Origin of the sequence: Haloarcula sp. Atlit-7R, assembly GCF_003666065.1 — an archaeon.
GTDB classification, from domain to species: Archaea; Halobacteriota; Halobacteria; order Halobacteriales; family Haloarculaceae; genus Haloarcula; species Haloarcula taiwanensis.
Genome location: NZ_QXIK01000004.1, coordinates 298,002 through 316,902 on the forward strand (window position 1 = coordinate 298,002; position 18,901 = coordinate 316,902).

Annotated in this window: 17 protein-coding genes; 10 read left to right on the forward strand and 7 right to left on the reverse strand. The window is 62.4% G+C overall.

All coding sequences use genetic code 11. The features are described from left to right. The first annotated feature begins 17 nt into the window (after nucleotides 1-17). The 5 genes from D3D01_RS11545 to D3D01_RS11565 all read left to right on the forward strand — a co-directional run bounded on the left by D3D01_RS11545 (nucleotide 18) and on the right by D3D01_RS11565 (nucleotide 5,933). On the forward strand, nucleotides 18-1,082 hold the full coding sequence (locus tag D3D01_RS11545; protein ID WP_101350089.1) for a glucose 1-dehydrogenase: 1,065 nt from the start codon (nucleotides 18-20) through the stop codon (nucleotides 1,080-1,082). 275 nt (nucleotides 1,083-1,357) lie between these two features. Beyond that, a complete protein-coding gene (locus D3D01_RS11550) occupies nucleotides 1,358-2,734 on the forward strand; it encodes an ABC transporter substrate-binding protein (protein ID WP_101350088.1) in 1,377 nt (458 codons plus the stop codon). Between the two features lie 175 nt (nucleotides 2,735-2,909). Beyond that, entirely contained in the window at nucleotides 2,910-3,962 is a 1,053-nt protein-coding gene (gene trmB, locus D3D01_RS11555) for an HTH-type sugar sensing transcriptional regulator TrmB (protein ID WP_121512284.1), read from the forward strand. Nucleotides 3,963-4,393: 431 nt separating this feature from the next. Continuing rightward, nucleotides 4,394-5,170, forward strand: coding sequence for a winged helix-turn-helix domain-containing protein (locus tag D3D01_RS11560; RefSeq protein WP_101350087.1), 777 nt, complete (start codon nucleotides 4,394-4,396; stop codon nucleotides 5,168-5,170). 49 nt (nucleotides 5,171-5,219) lie between these two features. Continuing rightward, a complete protein-coding gene (locus D3D01_RS11565) occupies nucleotides 5,220-5,933 on the forward strand; it encodes a dolichyl-phosphate hexose transferase (protein WP_101350086.1) in 714 nt (237 codons plus the stop codon). A 32-nt stretch (nucleotides 5,934-5,965) separates the two neighbouring features. Here D3D01_RS11565 and D3D01_RS11570 read toward each other — a convergent pair whose 3' ends face one another. From D3D01_RS11570 to D3D01_RS11595, 6 genes are read right to left on the reverse strand one after another with little or no spacing between them, the layout of a single operon-like run. Further along, complete coding sequence (locus D3D01_RS11570; RefSeq protein ID WP_121512285.1) at nucleotides 5,966-6,547, reverse strand: gluconate 2-dehydrogenase subunit 3 family protein; 582 nt, start codon at nucleotides 6,545-6,547, stop codon at nucleotides 5,966-5,968. Between the two features lie 9 nt (nucleotides 6,548-6,556). After that, a complete protein-coding gene (locus tag D3D01_RS11575) occupies nucleotides 6,557-8,563 on the reverse strand; it encodes a glycosyltransferase family 39 protein (RefSeq protein WP_121512286.1) in 2,007 nt (668 codons plus the stop codon). Further along, complete coding sequence (locus tag D3D01_RS11580; protein WP_121512287.1) at nucleotides 8,560-9,690, reverse strand: ABC transporter ATP-binding protein; 1,131 nt, start codon at nucleotides 9,688-9,690, stop codon at nucleotides 8,560-8,562. Before D3D01_RS11580 ends, D3D01_RS11575 begins: the two co-directional genes overlap by 4 nt. Next, nucleotides 9,690-11,312 carry an iron ABC transporter permease gene (locus tag D3D01_RS11585; RefSeq protein ID WP_121512288.1) on the reverse strand — a complete coding sequence of 541 codons (1,623 nt, stop codon included), beginning with the start codon at nucleotides 11,310-11,312 and terminating at the stop codon, nucleotides 9,690-9,692. Before D3D01_RS11585 ends, D3D01_RS11580 begins: the two co-directional genes overlap by 1 nt. Before the next feature lies 1 nt (nucleotide 11,313). Then, the gene (locus tag D3D01_RS11590) at nucleotides 11,314-12,498 is read right to left on the reverse strand and encodes an extracellular solute-binding protein (protein ID WP_101350081.1); all 1,185 of its coding nucleotides are present in this window, start codon (nucleotides 12,496-12,498) and stop codon (nucleotides 11,314-11,316) included. A gap of 55 nt (nucleotides 12,499-12,553) precedes the next feature. After that, nucleotides 12,554-13,717: an alpha-1 4-glucan-protein synthase gene (locus D3D01_RS11595; protein ID WP_101350080.1), complete on the reverse strand. Its 1,164-nt coding sequence runs from the start codon at nucleotides 13,715-13,717 to the stop codon at nucleotides 12,554-12,556. Nucleotides 13,718-13,934: 217 nt separating this feature from the next. On the opposite strand from D3D01_RS11595, the gene D3D01_RS11600 reads away from it, so the two are divergent. The 3 genes from D3D01_RS11600 to D3D01_RS11610 are packed head-to-tail and all read left to right on the forward strand — an operon-like array spanning nucleotide 13,935 to nucleotide 16,576. Next, complete coding sequence (locus D3D01_RS11600; RefSeq protein ID WP_101350079.1) at nucleotides 13,935-14,678, forward strand: beta-ketoacyl-ACP reductase; 744 nt, start codon at nucleotides 13,935-13,937, stop codon at nucleotides 14,676-14,678. 1 nt (nucleotide 14,679) lies between these two features. Beyond that, nucleotides 14,680-16,263, forward strand: a complete 1,584-nt coding sequence (locus D3D01_RS11605; RefSeq protein ID WP_101350078.1) for an acyl-CoA carboxylase subunit beta — start codon at nucleotides 14,680-14,682, stop codon at nucleotides 16,261-16,263. Nucleotide 16,264: 1 nt separating this feature from the next. After that, the gene (locus tag D3D01_RS11610; protein ID WP_101350077.1) at nucleotides 16,265-16,576 is read left to right on the forward strand and encodes a hypothetical protein; all 312 of its coding nucleotides are present in this window, start codon (nucleotides 16,265-16,267) and stop codon (nucleotides 16,574-16,576) included. Here D3D01_RS11610 and D3D01_RS11615 read toward each other — a convergent pair. Continuing rightward, entirely contained in the window at nucleotides 16,573-16,758 is a 186-nt protein-coding gene (locus D3D01_RS11615; protein WP_101350076.1) for a hypothetical protein, read from the reverse strand. The two genes, D3D01_RS11610 and D3D01_RS11615, sit on opposite strands and share 4 nt — an antisense overlap. Nucleotides 16,759-16,902: 144 nt before the next feature. Between D3D01_RS11615 and D3D01_RS11620 the strand changes: the two genes are divergently transcribed. Both D3D01_RS11620 and D3D01_RS11625 read left to right on the forward strand, forming a co-directional pair. Then, a complete protein-coding gene (locus D3D01_RS11620; protein WP_121512289.1) occupies nucleotides 16,903-18,063 on the forward strand; it encodes an ABC transporter substrate-binding protein in 1,161 nt (386 codons plus the stop codon). Nucleotides 18,064-18,069: 6 nt separating this feature from the next. Further along, complete coding sequence (locus D3D01_RS11625; RefSeq protein WP_121512290.1) at nucleotides 18,070-18,897, forward strand: hypothetical protein; 828 nt, start codon at nucleotides 18,070-18,072, stop codon at nucleotides 18,895-18,897. Nucleotides 18,898-18,901 lie beyond the last annotated feature (4 nt).

The window sequence follows — 18,901 nt, forward strand, 5'->3', positions numbered from 1 at the left end:
CTCACTCTCTGCCTGGCATGAAAGTGATTGGTGTTACGCGGGACGACGACGGCCCACAGCTCCTAGAGCGGGAGCGACCGTCGCCTGACCCGGGCGAGGCACTCGTCCGGACACTCCGCGTTGGTGTTGACGGCACAGACCACGAAGTCCTGAACGGGTCCCACGGCGGGTTCCCCGACGGGGCGGACCACATGGTTCTCGGACACGAGGCAGTCGGCGTCGTCGAAGAGCCCAATGGCACGGGGCTCGAGGCGGGGCAGGTCGTCGCGCCGACTGTCCGGCGGAAACCGAACGGCGAAACGAACGAGTATTTCCGTCGGGGGGAACCCGACATGGCTCCGGACGGCGAGTACACGGAACGTGGCATCGTCGGCGACCACGGCTTCATGGCCGAGTATTTCACCTCGCCGGCAGATTTCCTCGTTCCCGTCCCGGAAGCGGTGGCGGACTACGGCTTTCTCGTCGAGCCGCTCTCGATTACCGAGAAGGCAAACGAGCACGCCTACGCCACGCGGGAGCCATTCGATTGGCGGCCGGAGTCGGCCTGCGTGCTGGGGAACGGTTCGCTCGGACTGTTGACGCTGTGGATGCTTGAACAGGAGTACGACCGGACGTACTGTGTCGGTCGGCGCGACCGGCCCGACCCGACGGTCGACATCATCGACGAGATAGGCAGCACGTACGTCGATTCCCGTGAGACGCCGGTGGATGAACTCCCGGAGACCTACGAGGCGATGGACTACGTCTACGAGGCAACCGGGTTCGCCCCGCACGCGTTCCAGACGGTCAAGGCGCTCGACCAGAACGGGGTCGGCGTGTTGCTCGGCATCCCGGAGCCGTGGGAATTTGAAGTCGATGGCGGCTCGCTCCACAACGAGATTGTCCTGCACAACAAGTGTCTCATCGGGACTGTCAACTCACACGTCTCGCACTTCGAGGACGCCGTCGAGACCTTACAGGACCTTCCGGAATGGCTGCTCGACGATCTGGTCACGACGGTTACCGACCCGGAGCACGTCGAGGCGGCCTTCACAGACGGGGACGACCAGATAAAAGCAGTCGTCGAGTTCGATTCGCTGTAAGTCCCCGGGCCGAACCGCGCCCGAGCTTTTTTGTCCCAATATACCCGGATAGACCTCATCTCAAAGCGGATATGTCGGGTAAATGTAATCTCACAGATGTAAGATGGTGAGGTATTTACTCACATACGATTAATTTGTTCGCCCGCTCAAACCCGAGAAATCGTGGGATATAGATGATTTACCGGGATCGATACGAATGTCAAATGGTGACTTTTGCTATACAGAAGTATTAAGTGCGAATCTTCAATAAGGAATTATGAGGTATTGGTGCAACCATGACTGACGACAACTCAAATAAACGGTTGACGCGGCGTAACGCTCTTCGGATTGCTGGCGCAGCAGGTGCGGCCTCGCTGGCTGGCTGCGGTGGGAGTGACGGTGGTGATGGCAGCAGCGGCGACGGCAGCAGCGGTGACGGCGGCGACGGTACCAGTGGCGACGGCAGCAGCGGTGAGGACAGTACCGACAGCGGGCCACAGTATGGGACGCTCGAAGTCGCCCACTGGTGGGGCGAAGGCGACGGACTCGAAGCGATTCAGTCCGTTATGGACGCCTTCAAGGAGCAACACCCCGACGTTCCGTTCGACGAGAACCTCATCGCCGGTGGTGCGGGTGACAACCTGCAGGCGAACATCCGGACACGGGTGCAGAACGGCAACCATCCGAGTACGTGGCAGTCCTGGCCCGGAAACAATCTGCTCCCCTTCACCGATGCGAACCTGCTGAAGGACATCGGCGACTCCGTGTGGTCAGAGAACAGCATGGAGGACGCATATCTCCAGGGTGTCAAGGACGCGGCCCAGCCCGCAGGGAACTACGTGACGGTCCCGCTCAACATCCACCGGATCAACAACCTCTTCTACAACGTCGAGGTCGTCGAGGACGCCGGGGTCGACCCGACAGCCCTCGAAACGCCGTCTGACCTCGTCGACGCGCTGGCAACGGTCAGCGATGCTGGCTACACCGGAATGGCACACCAGACCGGCGCGCCGTGGTCCAGCTTCCAGATGTTTGCGACTGTTCTCCTCGGCGAAACGGACGCCGAGACCTACAGCGCTATCTTCGTCGACGGTGAGGTCGACGCCAACAGCGACGCTCTGGAGTCGGCAGTCGAGACCACACAGTCCTATCTCGACTACATCCCGAGCGACGCCGGTTCGATTTCCTGGACCGAGGCCAACAACCAGGTCATCAACGGCGAAGCGGCGTTCCTCCACCAGGGAGACTGGGCGGCCGGAACGTACATTACGAACGACCTCGCGTACGGCGAGGAGTGGGACCACGTGACGTTCCCGGGTACCGACGGTTACTACGCACTCAACATGGACTCGTTCCCGTATCCGGTCAACAACCCGTCGCCGGAAGCGACTACGCTGTGGTGCCGGTTCGTCGGCACGGCCGAGGCACAGGAGATCTTCAACCCGAAGAAGGGGTCGATTCCGCCGCGAACTGACGTGAACACCGACCCGTTCAACGACTTCTCCAAGGATCAGATAGCAGACTTCCAGAACAGCGATGCTCAGCCGCCGTCTGTGGCACACGGCCTGGCCGCACCGCCGGCAGTCAAGTCCTCGCTCGAATCCGCTATCTCATCACTGAACTCCGGTGCTGCGCCCGCAGATGTCGTCTCTCAGATCTCCAACGCCTACTAAACCACACCGACAGCGCACATTTTTCGCCGTGGCGACTCGAACAATCGAGTCTACAGGGTAGCGGGTCGCTGTGATGGGACAGCGAACGATAGCGGAGAGGCACGCGCCTGGTCCTGAAACTGTCTGCTGAAGAGAGTGCCGAAGTTCTTAGTACTCGACTCGCAAACGCCCCACTATGTCTAGTGACGACTTGGAAGCATCGCTCGAACAGGTAATTGCGCGGTTCAATCTCGGCGAGTACGAGATTTCAGCCTACCTGGCCGTGTTACAACACGGTGAGCTGACAGCGTCGGAGATATCGGAGAACACGGACATTCCACAGCCGCGAGTGTACGATACGGTCCGGAGCCTCAGCGACGTCGGGCTGGTCGAACTCAAGGAGTCCCGGCCGATGAAAGTTCTGGCTATCGACCCGCGGGAAGCCTTCGAGGGGATACAGGACTCACTCGATGATCTCGTCGACGACCTCTCTTCGCGCTATACGGCTCCTGCACGGGAGCCCGAAGCCGTCTCACTCGTCAAATCTCGGCCGACGATACTCCGGTACCTCGAAGATATCATTGAGACGGCCGAGTACGAACTGACGCTGTCTCTGACCCCGGCCCTGCTGGAGCGGTTCGAAGACAGACTCGCGGCCCGGAAGCAGTCCGGCATCGCTATTGAAATTCTCATTTCACCGGGTGTGGACGCGCCCGACCCAGCGCGGTTCGATTACGAGTCCATCGCGACCACGGTGAAGGCCCGCCGCGGTATCACGACACCGGTCGTCGCCGTCGCCGACGGGAACTACTCGATGTACGCGACCCGTGAGAGCGTCCGCGGTGACACGGACCGATACGGCGTCATCTTCAATCGGTCGGAACTCGGGTTCCTGGTCTCCGGGTTCCTCAACACGGTGCTGTGGACGACTGCTGAAACGATCGCCAGCGACGGAGACGGGCTGCCGTTCCCGCGCCGCTACGGGACGATCAGGCGCTGTATCTCCGATCTGGTGACGCTGGACGGGGAGTTCTACGCGACTATCGAGGGCCGGGATGTCGAGACAGGCGACCACCGGGTCGTTGAAGGCAAGGTTGACCGGGCGTCGTTCAGTTCGAACCGCGAGGTCGCGACGCTGGTCGTTGAAACGGCTGACGGGCCGGTCGAAGTCGGTGGGCAGGTCGCTGCCTTCGAAGATATCGAGGCCTACGAGATTCGGATCGGGACAGACGAACCGCCCGAGAACTGACCCATTACTATCGGCCGAGGCTGGTTTTCACGGTGACTGCCAGACTGCGGACAGTCGATACGGAGCCAAGAGAGAGTAGTCCGTAGTAAATACCTGCCTGGACGAGGCGACAGCGGAGACAATGAGCACCGTGGGCGGGCAACCCACGGTGATTGCATGACCCTTCGGGCTGGCGATATATGTCAGAGGCACGACATCGCCCGGCCCGAACGTGGCAACTCCACAAGACCAACGTGCTCCATTGCGTTCAGCGGGGACGTGGTCTTACGTGGACAGCAACAGTCTCTGCGTCGTGAGCGATAAAAAAGATGGACACATTGGCTGCAATAATATCCCATGCCCGAGAGAATAGTGTCCTATTCGAAGAGAATTGCGTTACAAATGGAAACTGATATGTGCGAAAACTATGAGCTACAGAACATGGGGACAGTATGGGCGTAGAATCGCTAATTCAGTACGTCCGAACGTCGTCTGTCCGGACGGACATCATCGGTGCGCTGTGTCCCGGGGCCAAGGCCACCAACGAACTGCTGTCAGCAGTTACTGCAAGCGAATCAGCGATTTACGACGCGCTCTCGAACCTCGAAGGCCGCGGCATAGTCACCTCAACGGACGACGGCTGGCGACTCACCGGTACCGGCCGCCTCGTCGCAGATACGATTCACCGCCAGCAACGGCTTGAGGAACTCCTCGCTCTCGACCTCCAGTACTGGGAGGCTCATGACACGTCAGTGCTACCACAGCCGTTCCGGTGTCGCCTGCCTGAAGTTGGTGACTACACGGTCATCCGTGGCACGCAAACCGATATCAACCGACCGGTCCGGGAAGTCGTGTCCCGCGTCGAGAGCGTCCCTCACTGCGATGTCATCTCGCCCGTCTACCACCCCGAGTACGAGGCGGCGATGCCGGACAACGCCGAGTCGCGGCTCGTGGTCAGCTGTGCTGTAATCGACGAGATGCTCGACACGGAGTCCGTCTCGCTCGATATAACTCGGTTCGAGGAAACGACTGTTCGTGTCACGCCGGTCCCGTACGCACTCGCCGTCGCCGACAACTGGATGATTATCACGCTCCCAGAACTCGACGGGGCCTGGCCGTCGGCGAAGATTATTTCGGAGACGGACGGCGCTATTTCGTGGGCGAGGGACCTGTTTACGCACCTCTGGGAGGATGCAACCCCGATAGAAATGTATCTCGACGATCACTGATTTTGGCAAACCTAAACATTCAAGAACCGTGGGTTCTGACGGATGAGCAATGGCTATTCAGGGCTCGCGGGCTGAAAATTCAGCCGGCTACACGTTTGACGACCTCGCGGTCGTCATGGGGACGTACAACGAAGAAGAAGCAATCGGCACTGTTCTCGACGATATCGCGACAGTGACCGACGGGCGTGCCGAGGTCGTCTGCGTCGATGGCTCCAGTGACCGGACGCCGGAAATCGCCCGCGAACACGGTGCAACAGTCATCGAACAGGAACCGCAGGGATACGGTGTGGCGGTCCGCGAAGCCGTGCTGACGCCGGACCGGCCGGTCGTCGTCACGACGGACTGTGACGACACGTATCCGATGGAACGCCTCCCCGATTTCCTCGCAGAAATAAACGACGGGGCCGACGTTGTCAGCGGCGACCGGCTGTACTACGGGGCCGAGCAGATGCCGGCGATGAACAAGCTGGGGAACGAGCTGTTCGCCCTACTCGCGAGTGTACTCATGGGCAAGCGCGTCCACGACACGACTACCGGAATGCGGGCCTACCGCCGCGAGGTCCTCCAGAAGATCGTCTGGACCGAGAACACCGGGCTCTCGGCGGAACTGCTCATGCGGCCACTGATGCGCGGCTACGACGTGCGTGAACGCCCTATTGAGTACGACGAGCGGAAAGGTGAGACGAAACTCGACCCGTTCTCCGGCGGGGCCGCCATCGCAAAGTCGATCGTCCGGGTTGCGCTCGAAGAACGGTTCCGGTAACACCGCCGACGTAATCGGCGACGGGTCCCGGCTTATCGGTCGTTCGGTGGCTGCTGATAGCTACTCGTTCCGCCGGGGTAGCCCTGCGGATTCTCGATTCCGACAAGCTCGCCGCCGGTCGGCGAACTGTACAGCGCGAACAGGAGGTCGTTGACGAGGTAGTAGCGGACGCGGTGCCTCGGGTCGCCATGTGGCTCCGGGTCGGCAGCCTTAACGCCCATTCCCCGCAGCGTTTCTTCCTGCGTTTCTGTGTCCAACGCAGTGAAGACTGTGTCCTCCCATTCTCGGGTGTAAACGTCGAGGTCCGCAACGGCGGTCGTCATTTCTGTCGCTCGCTCAGGGTCTGCCTCGACCCGGCCGGTGACGTAGCTGTTGACGAATTCCCGGACGCCCGTTACCTCGCTCGGATAGACAATAGTGGCGACGGCATGATACGTCTCGCGCTCGTGGTCGCCGAACTCTGGTTCGACTGTACCAGTGTCTTTCTCGGCTGACTCGGCACTCTTGTCGGTTCCCGATTCGTTCCAGACGAGCGCCGCCGCGCCGCCGACGGTGACGCCCGCCGCACCGAGGGCTTTCAGCGCGTCGCGTCTGGTGAGTTCGTAGTCAGTCATCGGTACGGATCACGTAGTTTCGGCTGTTGTGGTCGCGTTCATGCTGATTCCGTCGCGGTGTGTGCCCGGAACGTAGGCTGCCTCGCCGCCGCAGCGGCGCTGATCCTTACAGACTTCGAGTCGCGGTGTCAGCGCCCGCACGCCGTTGTCCGTCTGGGAAACCGGGAGTTCCGCCCGGTACTCGAACCCCGCACCAGTACCGTAGTCGACAAACATAATGAGCGTGACTGTCCCGTCCGCCGGCGTCGGGACGCTGACCTGGTCCTCGATGCCGTCGCCGGTGAGCCGCGTCCGGTCGCGGTCCGTCGAGAGCCGCAAGTCTAGCGCATCGGTCCCGGTAACCGTCGCGTAGTCGTTCTCACCCTCGCTTGTGAGCCGGATGGAGACCAGCGCGGCCTGTTCGGGAACTGACGCCGATACATCCGTCCGGACCGTCCGGCCCTCTGCGACCGACACCGGCTGGAGCCGCGGCTCGACGGGCAGCCCCAGATACGGGACCCACTCGCCGCGGAACGCGTAGCGGTAGTAGGTCCGGTCGGGGTAGGCGTCGATGACCTCGAACTGGCGGTGTTGCATCGCGTAGACGGTGTCGCCGTCGAAGCCGGGGTCGTTACGAACCGACTGGAACGGATGATTCAGCCAGTCGCCGTACGGTGTCGGGAGCAAGACGAGACTGTTGTCGAGGTCTCGCTCCTCGAAAGGCGTGTAAGCCTGCTCTAGCTGCTGGGTCACTTCGTAGTTGTCCGAGACCGGCTCGGCCGCTGTTGTGACGGCCGCGCCGCCGCCAAGCGCCGCGCCACACAGCGCCACAGTGACCAAGACTGGACGGACCCGATCCGCGCTGACCCGCTCGGTTACCAGCAGCCGTGTCCATCGGGCAACGGTAACGACCCCGACGGCACCGAACGCCGTCAGCGGGACGAGCATATCGACGTGATAAAACGGCCCGAGGAAAGCGACTAAGCCGTCTGTCGGGTCCGAGAGGTCGCCGAGCATGTTCACGGTGCCCCAGAAGTAGCCGTTGCCGAGCGGGACCGTCAGGAGGACCCCGGCCAGCGCCGCCTGCCGGCCGTCTATTCCGCGACGCACGACGGCCCCGAGCCCGATAGCTGCTGCCGCCGTCCCCAGCGGCCCGGCGACGACCCACTGGGTGAGAAGCTTCCAGAGGAGTTCGGCGTTGGCGTCCAGCGACATCGCCGGCGTGAACTCCCGAGAGTAGCCCAGAATCTCCCGGTGGCCAAAGCCCGGCCCGTCCTGCGGGGCGAACACTTCGTACGGGAACAGCAGGGCTGAGCCGGTGACGACGTGGTTGTATGCAAGCGTCGCGGCGACACCGGCAAGCCCGCCGACGGCCGTTACTGACAGGCGCGTGAACCGCGCCGGGTCGAGCGTCCGGAGCGTCCACAGCGCGTGGATAATAAACGGCGTTGCAAACAGCACTGCGGTGTACGGCCGCGCGAAGAAGGCGACGCCGATAGCGAGGCCGGCACCTGCCGCCGTCTTCCGGCTCCCGGTCCGGTCGGCGTGGAGATACGCCGCGGCGAAGCCGAGGTTCCACAGCGTCGTCGGCACGTAGGAGAGAAACACCGAGGCCTCGATGAGAAACAGCGGCGACCCGACCATGAGGACGGTCGCCACCACGCCCGTCCGGGCGTCGAACGCCTCGCGGACGGTATGGTAGGTTAGCGCAAGGACGCCGGTCCCAATCAGGCCGAGCGCAACGCGGTAGCCGCCGAGCAGTTTCCCGACGGCAAACATCGCCGCCGGAACCGGGGCGTACTTCGGATACAACCGCTCACCGTCGGCCACAAAGAACCACGGTCGGAACGACTCCTCGACCGGCGGGTACATGAACAGTTGCCCCTCGAGCAGCATGGCGGCCTGCTGGAGGTAGACGCCTTCGTCATGGTTGGTTGTATGATGGGGAAAGACGACGTGGGCGAGCGTGAAGACGGCGAGCCCGCCGAGCAACGCTATCAGCCCCGCCTGTACCCCCGGCCGGCGCAGTCGCGTCATTCCGTCGGATACCAGGCCAGGTCGTGGTCGGCGACCAGATCAACTTCGACCGGCTGGCCCGGTTCGAATGTCTCGACGTGGTTGTGCATGCAGTGGACGACGTCGCCACTGTGGAGTTCGACCCGGTAGACGAACGACGGACCGTTGTACTGGCGGTGAACGACGTAGCCGTCGGCCTGGGACTCGTTTGTTGGCATCGCCTGCAGGTCGTCCGGCCGGACCAGCACGTCCACCATCGCGCCGTTGTACGCCTCGACCGGCCCGTTCAGCAACTCGATGTCGAACGAACCCAGTCCAGTCTCGATGACATCGCTGGTCACCCGGGCCGAGAGGAAACTCGCCTGCCCGAGGAAGCTCGCAACGAAGCGGCTCTCGGGGTTTTCAAACACTTCAGCGGGGTCACCGACCTGAGCGATGGTCCCGTCGTTCATGATGGCGACGCGGTCGCTTATCGAGAGGGCTTCCTCCTGGTCGTGGGTCACTGAGATGGCGGTGACGCCGGCCCGCTTCAGGATTTTGCGAACCTCCTCGCGCATCTCGACGCGCAGGCGCACGTCGAGGTTCGAGAACGGTTCGTCGAGCAGCAGGACATCCGGTTCCGGGGCCAGCGAGCGCGCGAGCGCAACGCGCTGTTGCTGGCCGCCGGAAAGCTGGCTCGGCATCTTGTCGTGATGGGACGAGAGGTCGACCAGTTCGAGCAGTTCGTCGACCCGCTCGTCGACGGCCTGCTCGTCCATCTCGGTCAGCCCGAAAGCGATGTTCTCGGCGACGGTGAGATGCGGGAACAGCGCGTAGTCCTGAAAGACGATCCCGATGTTGCGCTCCTCTGGCTTCCGGAACGAGGAGCCGTCGGCGATGACTTCATCGGCGATCGATATCTGCCCGTCAGAGGGGCGTTCCAGCCCGGCAATCATCCGGAGTGTCGTCGTCTTCCCGCAGCCGGATGGCCCCAGCAGTGTCAGCAGTTCGCCGTCTTTCACATCGAGTGATAGGTTCTCGACGGCGACTTCGTGACCGTAGTCTTTGGATACATCGTCCAGTTCCAGGACCGTCCGGTCCGGGTTCGCTACCGCCGCGTCCACGTCGTCGAAGTCCGATGTTTGCTGTGTGCGTGTTTGTCGAGACATTAGCTTGTGTCCTCCCGTCGAAGAATGACCAGCATCGAGAGTCCGGAGAGGCCGACGAGCACGAGAGCCGGGACCGCCGCCTGTCCGTAGTAGCCGGCACCCTGGACGAGCCAGATGTACGTGACGAAGGTTTCGAAGCCCGTCGGGCGTAACATCAGCGTTGCCGGCAATTCCTTCATGGTCGTCAGGAACACTAGCGCGGCCCCGGCGGCGATTCCCGGGGCAACGAGTGGTAAGACGACTTTCCGAAACGCCGAGAGTGGGTGGTAGCCCAGGGACCGCGCCGCTTCGATGTAGCTCGGATCGACCTGCAGAATCGAGGATTCGGTCGTCCCGACGGCCTGCGGGAGGAACCGAATCACGTAGGCAAACACCAGCAGGATGACGCTCTGGTACAGGAACGGGACGTACCGGAGCCCGAGATACACGAGCGCCAGGCCGAGCACGACCCCGGGGACGGCGTAGCCGACGTACGTGGCCCGCTCGGGGAGTGACGAGAAGCCCGAACTACCGCGCGCGGAGAGATACGCTATCGGGAGCGCTGCCACGACACAGATGGCCGCCGCGGCTGCGGCGAGGCCGACCGAGTTCCAGGCGTAGGCCGCATCGAAGGTGAAACCGCCACCGCTGTAGCCCGTGCCGGAACGGAGGAGCCACTGGAGCAAGATGCCGACCGGAAGCACCAGACACAGCGACGCGATAGCGCCGCAAAACAGCAGTGCCGGGGCTTTCCAGTAGCCGAGCCTGATGAGACCGGGCCGGCGCGAGCCGCTGCTGACGTAGGCTCCGTCTCGCCCCGCGCTGAGGCGGGACTCGACGGCGAGGATACCAAGCGCCATCACAAGCAATAGCATCGAGAGCACGGAGGCGTAGTCCAGCCGGCGTGCGCCGAACTCGTTGTATATCATCCGTGTGAACACGTCGTACTGCATGATTGCGGGCGTCCCGAAGTCCGAAAGGGTGTACAGCGCGACCAGCAGGGCACCGGCGGCGATGCCCGGTGCGATCTGTGGCAGTGTGACACGGCGGAACGCCTCCCAACGCGTGTGATTCAGTGTCCGGGCAGCCTCGACCACAGTCCCATCGAACGACAGCAGCGACGCGCGCGTGGTCAGGAACACGTACGGGTACGTAAACAGTGTCAGCACAAGTATTGCGCCGTGCAGGCCGTATATCGTTGGTATCTGCTCGATGCCGAGCGGCGATAGCAGGTCCGCGAGGACGCCGCGAGGGCCAAACGCCGAGACGAACGCGAAGGCCCCGATATAGCTCGGGACGACCAGCGGCAGCGCGGACGTAATCGTCCAGAACCGCTTGAACGGCAGGTCCGTCTGGGCGGTGAGAATCGCCAGCGGGACGCCGATGAAAATCGACGCGACGGTGACACCAGTCACAAGCGCTAGCGTGTTCAGCGTCACCGAGACAGTCGTGTCGCTCGTGAGTAGTTCCACCGCACGCCCGAACTCGATTTCACCCGCCCGGAGAAACACCCATACCAGCGGTGCAAGTAACAGCAGCGAGATTGCCAGCGAGACCACTGCGAGCAGCGTGTGCGGAGACGAGTCTCGCTCCGACGTGGTCGCTTGCTCCCGAAGCCGCTCGTAGCGGTCTTTTGTGCCCATATTAGAGGACGCCAGCGTCTCGAAGTAAGTCAACGGTTCCGGCCACGTCAGCCAGTTCGCTCAGGTTGATATCCGGCGGGTTCAGGTCGTCGATACGCGGCAGGTCACCGACCGGTGCGACGCCCGGAATCATCGGATACGCGAACGTCCGGGTGGCGAAGAACTCCTGTGCCTCCGCCGAGAGGACGTGTCGGACGAAGTTCGCTGCCAGGTCCGCGTTGTCGGTTCCGTCGATGATTTCGAGGCCCGAGACGTTGACGAGTGCCCCGGCATCACCTTCGGTGAACGCGAGGCCGATGGGCGAGCTTTCGCGGGCAGACTGAACTCGAAGCGTGTAGTAGTGGTTAGCGAAGCCGGCGGTCAGTTCCCCGTCGGCGCAGGCGTTTGAGACGCGGAACTCGTCGGCGTAGGTACTAATGCCGTGGTCCTGCATCGCCTGGAGCCACGACATCGTCTCGTCGTCGCCGCGGATGAGTCGCATCGCGGTGACGAACGACTGGAACGCGCCGTAGCTCGGGGCCCAGCCCATGCTGTTTTCGAGCGCAGCGGTCTCCGGGAACTCCTGAACCGTCGACGGGATGTCGGATTCGGAGATCTGGTTCGTGTTGTACGGAATCGCTCGGGCGCGGCCGGCGATGCCCACCCAGCGGCCCTCGCTGTCCTGGTACGCGTCCGGAACCGTCGACAGCGCCTCTTCGGGGAGGCTCGCGGTCGCGCCAGCGTTTGCCACGGCACCGAGTGAGCCAGCGTCGATCGACATGAACACGTCTGCTGGACTTGCGCCCGCCTCGTTCTCCTCGATGATGGTGTTTGCGAGGTCACTGGATGCTTCGAGCCGGTGGTTAGCAGAGAAATCAGGATACAGCTGTTCGAACAGTTCGATGAGGTCGAGGTAGAGGCCGCCCTCGCCACCACCGAGGTACAGCGTCAGTTCGCCGCTGAGGTCCGGCAGCTCCTCGATTGAGGTCCCGCCGGGAGCGTCCCGCTGTGCCACCAGCGGGCCGGAGCCACGGAAGTCCGAGAGGGAAAGCTGACCGGTCCCAGCACCGGTCCCACCGTCGCTTCCACCATCGCCGCCGTCGCCCCCACTCAGAATACCGGAACAGCCGGCAATCGCCGCTGTCGCGGTGGTGCCACTGAGGGCGAGGAAGCGTCGTCGTGACTGCGTTGCGTTACGTCCCGTCATATCGTTAGAATCACTCATTATTTGATTTAGGGTTGCCTAAACAACTTATGCCTTTCTAGTCGTCGGCGGTTGCGGGGACCTGTTCCGCCGCGGCGTCGTCTAGTTCGTCGAGGCATGCCAGCCAGTCGAGCATGAATTCGCCGCAGTAGTTAAGGAAGGCACCGTTTTCCCAGTCGCTGAAATCGCCGTCGGCCATCGCCACGGCGATGTCCTCGAACACTTCGGCGTAGGAGTCCGCGTCCGCGCCGGCGTCGTCGACGATCTCCCAGACGTGTTCGTTGAGTTCGAGCCCGTGGACCTCGTTGGTGAGGTCCGAGAACGTAGAGCGGGGCGCTTTGTTGTGTTCACACAGCGGGTCGCCGTTGTAGATCTGCTTACCGAGCACGTCACAGGCCCGCTTGAGGAAGACGCCGGACCAGATGTCGTCAAAGCGGCCCACGTCCCACTCGTTGTCGTCCATCGGGAGCTGGTAGAACGCCGGGATGACCTCGCGACGGAACGCAAGGTTCATCGAGCAGACGGTGAGGTACTGTCCCTCTGCGGCGACGAAGTCATCGTCGAAGTCTGCCCCGGTCGTACGGGTCTGGGCCTGACCCTGCAGGTCGCCGTCCATCAGAATGCGAACGGCGTCGAGGTCGGGCACGTTCGTCCAGAGGCCCTGCGAGGCGACCACGTCATCGACGCGGCTCTGCTCAGTCGACACCGTCTCGTCCATTGCGGCGTAGGGGTAGCCACGCGGGTAGAGGCCGTGTTCGTCCTCGTTCTGGTAGAGGACGTTGACCCACTGTTCGTCGGAACTGACCGTCTCAATCTCGCCCTCGTAGGCGAGATTCTCCATGTGCGTCCCGAAGAAGTCCGCGTCATCGTGTGGTAGCGTGTCGTCGTCGATGAACACACCGTACTCGTAGTCGTTGGCCCACATGTACAGGAGGCCAAACGAGGTCTGTGCGTGGCTTGCTTCGGGGATAAGATGCGAGTATCCGCTCGCGCCGTGGGCCTCAAACCACGCCTCGCGGGCGGTTCCGTCGTAGACGGCTCCGTCAACGCCCTCTTCGTCGAGCATCTGTTCCATCGCGTCGGTGTCACAGAAGTCCTCGGTGATGAGTACGACGAACAGTCGGTCCAGATCGAACCCGTGGTCCCGGGCGTTCTGGAAGTACGACCGCATGCACTCGTGGTTTCGAATCGTCGGCACCATTACGCAGATGTCGGCTGTCATGTGCTGGCCGTATCTCTTTAGGCCATCCTAAAAGATTTGGCGTTCTTCTTTGCTACCCTCGTGAGTCTGTCTTCTAGCCGTCACTTCTCGTGTACTAGCAGCATCATTATATTCTAAATTCGACGTTTAATGTTGTATAAGGCGAACTGTTATTTGGCTGTGCTTTGCCAGATTAGGTGATGAGCGTACGAAGCAACAGGGCTCCCATCAACCACGAATGAACCTGGACAATCAAACCTGTGTCGTCACTGGGTCCTCACGTGGTATCGGCCGCGGAATCGCCAAAGATCTCGGTGCTCACGGGGCTAACGTCGTCGTTAATTATCGGTCCTCGGACGCGGAAGCCCGCGCCGTCGTCGAGGACATCCGGGAAGGGGGCGGCACCGCTATCGCGGCCCAGGCCGACGTGGCGAAACTCGATGAGGTCCGGGCAATGCGTGAGAAGGTGGCCGACGAGTTCGGGTCCGCAGACGTGCTCGTCAACAACGCTGGAATCACTATCGACAAAAAGTTCGAAAACATGAGCCGCGACGACTGGGAGACGGTGATCGATGTCAACCTTGGCGGCGTGTTCAACGGGACGAAAGCCTTCTACGACGACATTCGCGACGCCGAGCACGGCCGACTGATAAATATCTCTAGCGTCGTCGGTCAGCAAGGGAACATCGGGCAGGCTAACTACGCGACGACGAAATCGGGGCTGTTTGGCTTTACACGGACGCTCGCACTTGAGTTAGCACACACGGGGTCAACCGCGAACTGCGTTGCGCCGGGCTTCGTCAAGACCGATATGCTGGAGGAGGTGCCCGAACGCGTTCAGGAAAAGATTCTGCGGGAGATTCCGCTCGACCGGTTCGCGCGCGTTGAAGACATCGCCGGCATCGTGCGGTTCGTTGCCAGCGAGGAATCGAGCTACATGACAGGACAGGTACTTGGTGTCAACGGCGGGATGGAGTGGTAGGATGAGTCAACAGGAAGAACCAGAAGACGAGACTGGGGCACCTGACGACGCGGTCGAAGAGTTGCGACAGAAACGGGCCGAAGCTGAACTCGGAGGCGGTGAAGCTCGTATCGAATCCCAGCACGAGAAGGGCAAGATGACCGCCCGCGAGCGCATCAACTTTCTCGTCGACGATGGGACGTTCAACGAGGTCGACCCGTTCGTCGAGCACCGGTCGACGAACTTCGGTATGGAAGAGAAACGGTTCGCCGGTGATGCGGTTGTTACCGGTTACGGTGAAGTCGACGGTCGGAAGGTGTTCCTGTTCGCACACGATTTCACCGTACTGGGTGGGTCCGTTGGCGAAGTCGTCGCCGACAAAATCTGTAAAGTGATGGACCGGGCCATCGAGAACGGTGTCCCGGTCATCGGACTCAACGACTCCGGCGGCGCGCGCATTCAGGAAGGCGTCGACTCACTGGTGGGCTTTGCCAAGATATTCGAGCGCAACACCAAGGCGAGTGGTCTCATCCCCCAGATATCCGCGATCATGGGGCCATGTGCCGGCGGAGCCACCTACAGCCCGGCGCTGACTGACTTCACCTTCATGGTGCAAGACACCAGCCACATGTTCATCACCGGGCCGGACGTCATCGAGACGGTGACCGGCGAACAGGTGTCGAAAGAGGAACTCGGCGGTGCGGGCTCTCACTCCACCAAATCCGGTGTCGCTCACTTCTCGTACCCATCGGAGGAGGAAGCGCTGGAAAACATCCGCCGACTCCTGTCGTACCTCCCGGCGAACAACATGGAGGACCCGCCGCGAGTCAAGCCGTGGGACGACCCTGAGCGAGAGATTCCCGGCGTGACCGATATCGTCCCCTCGGCCCCACGCAAGCCTTACGACATGACGAAGGTCATCGACGCCATCGTTGACGAAGACTCCTTCTTCGAGGTCCACGGCAACTGGGCACGCAACGTCGTGGTGGGGTTCTCGCGGATGGACGGCCAGTCGGTCGGCGTCGTCGCCAATCAGCCACGCGTGAGCGCGGGGACGCTTGACATTGACGCGGCAGAGAAAGCGGCTCGGTTCGTCCGCTTCTGTGACTCGTTTAACATCCCCATCCTCACGCTCGTCGACGTGCCCGGGTTCATGCCCGGCACGGACCAGGAGCACAACGGCATCATCCGGCGGGGCGCGAAACTCATCTACGCCTACGCCGAGGCAACGGTCCCGCTGCTGTCGGTCGTCGTACGGAAGGCCTACGGCGGCGCGTACATCGTCATGTCTTCGAAGTTCCTGGGCAGCGACGTGAACTACGCCTGGCCCGGCTCGGAGATGGCCGTGCTCGGGCCGCGGGGTGCCGTCAACATCCTCTACCGAAACGAGATCGCGGAGGCCGACGACCCGGACGCCAAGCGGCAGGAACTGATGGACGAGTTCCGCGACGAGTTCGCCAATCCGTACGGGCCGGCGAAGCGGGGCTATCTCGACGACGTCATCGAACCGAAGGAGACGCGCAAGCGCCTCATTCAGGACCTCGACCTCCTGCAGCGCAAGCGCGAGGATACACCGCCGAAAGACCACGGCAACATCCCACTGTAACATGACGACTCGCAACACCCCACAGTCGGACGCGGAGTCGGTACTGACAACCGGCAGCGAGGGGCCGGAGGACCTGTCGCTGTCGATACCGGCGGACGCATCACAGGCCGAGGCGGCGGCTATCACCGCCGCGATTAGCGCCCACGTGACTGACCGCCAACGGGCTGCTGTGGCAACAGCACAGCGGCAGACGGTTGAATACGCCGATGAGTGGACGCTGGCAGGACGGCTGGCGAGTGTGGGCAAACGCCGCCCTCCGAACAATGTCAAACGCGGCGAAGAGTGGAAGGCGGCGGCGCGAGCGCGATACTAGGATTCGGTAAACTCCTGCAGCACTTCGAGGTCGCGGGTGGTCCGCATAAACTCCGACAGCGACCGCTCGGCCCCACAGTCGTCACAGGCGAACTGCGTCTCCGGGGCAGAGAGATCAGTTACTTGCGCTTCCCAGGCAACCGAACACGCCGGACATTGTAGTTGGAGCCAAGCCTCCTGCATATTCCGTGTGTGGTTAGCACACACGGATATACTTTGTGTGGATTCTCACTGCCGGGGGCAGTAGTGTCGTTTGGCGATTCGGGGTGTTTTTGGCTTGCCTAAATATAGGAAGATTTAAACCAATTAGGCAAGCCTAAAAAATATATGGACCGACGAGAGTACATCGTTGCGGCCGGTGCCGGGCTGGCAGGTGCCGTCGCCGGCTGTTCAGGGCAGTCGGAGACCGGGAGCGATAGTGAGGGGACGACTGACAATCCAACGGAGTCCGGTACGTCGGCCGCGGAGTCGACTGCGGCCGCAGAACCGACGGATTCGGGCTACTCCGTCTCGATGGAGCCAGTCGGCGAGGTTTCCTTCGAGTCAGTGCCGGAGGGCTGGGTCGCAAACAACGGAAGCTGGGCCGACATGGGAATCGCGCTCGGCCTCGATGCACCGGAGGGCGTCTGGCTCCCCTCACGGTACCACACCCAGTATTACGACGAGATACCGGGCGTCAGCGTCGACGGGAGCTCGCTCAGGAAGCTGTGGGGCGACAGCGGTGTCGGCAAGGAGCAGTTCTACGAAATAGACGCTGATATCCACGTCATGGACCCGAACTTCCTGCAGAGCCGCGGGTCCTGGGAGCGGTCGGACATCGAGGAAATCGAGTCCCAGATCGCGCCATTCTTCGGGAACAGTATCTTCTCGACGGGCTACACGTGGCACGATTACACCTACTACACGCTGTACGAAGCCTTCGAGAAACTCTCCCGGGCGTTCCAGCGAACGGACCGGTTCGAGGCGTTCCAGTCCCTCCACGAGGAGTTCCGGACGGGTCTGGGTGACATCGTTCCGGACTCGAACTCCGACCGGCCGGAAGTGGCCATCATGTGGGCCGGGGGCAACGAGCCGACGAGCTTCTCGCCGTACCTCATCGAGGACGGGACCAGTTTCAAACAGTGGCGGGACCTGCGCGTTCGCGACGCGTTCGCAAAAACTGATGTCAGGGACTTCCACGCAGACCGGAGCACAGTCGACTTCGAGACGCTGCTTGACATCGACCCCGAGTACATGCTCCTGCGCGGACACGAGACCAAGACACGCGCGGAGTTCGAGGACACAGTCGTCAGCTACCTCGAATCGGATGAGACTGGAAGCGAACTGACGGCAGTACAGAACGGGAACGTGTTCCGCGGTGGGCCGCTGTACCAGGGGCCGATAACGAATCTGGTCGTCACCGAGCGGGCAGCATCGCAGGTGTACGACGTGGACCGGGAGCTATTCGACCGCCAGCGCGTCGCCGACATCGTCGCCGGAGACCTGTAAGGACTCATGGTCGGACGAACGCTCGCAGACATCCGTGATAGGCTCTCGGAACTCAGTGTGGCTGTCGGGCCGTACCGCGTCGTCAGCGCCAGAACGGGCACGCCGCCGTTCCCAGTGTCAGGAATGCAGTTCCCGGACCGCGAGACGGCCGCCGAAGCGGCCAGCGTCGCGACCGCATACCGAAGCGCCCTCCGTCGCTACGACCCCCGCGTCACCGTCCACGGCCTCATCGTCTGTGAAGCGCCGTGGGGGACCGATGCCGTCAGGACTGGCCCGTCGTCGCTCCCGGAGTACTGCCATACGGTCGCCGGGTCGCTGTTCGAGGTGCTGTCGGGCCGTCATCGCTCCGTCGAGCAGGCAGTCATCGACAGCTACCTCGAAGCGGCCGAGGAGACGGAGAACCGCGAGCACCTCTGTCTGGCGATGCTCGAAAGCATGGCCACGGCGATCGCCGACAATCTCGACCCGGAAGTACAGGCGGACACCCTCCGCGAAGCCGCCGGACAGTTACCGCGCAAGCCGAGCGGGCCCGAACCGGTTCGGGACGCCGTCGCCGACCTCGAAGCAGCGGGACTTGTCGACGAGGCAGCAATCGAACCCGCAGCCGTCGGTCCCGGCCGCTGTGCCAGATATATCACATTACAGAACTATCGCCCGACACTGTCGGACCTTCGCTGTCCGGTGTTGCCGATTGCCGTCGAGCTACTGCGCCGGACGAGTATCACGCCACAGATGGCACAAGCGGAGCGAACTGCGGATGGCTGGCGGCTGCTCGTCTCACTGGCCGGCGACCAACCCGCCGAGGGGCTATCGGTCGTTACGACGACTGCCTGAACAT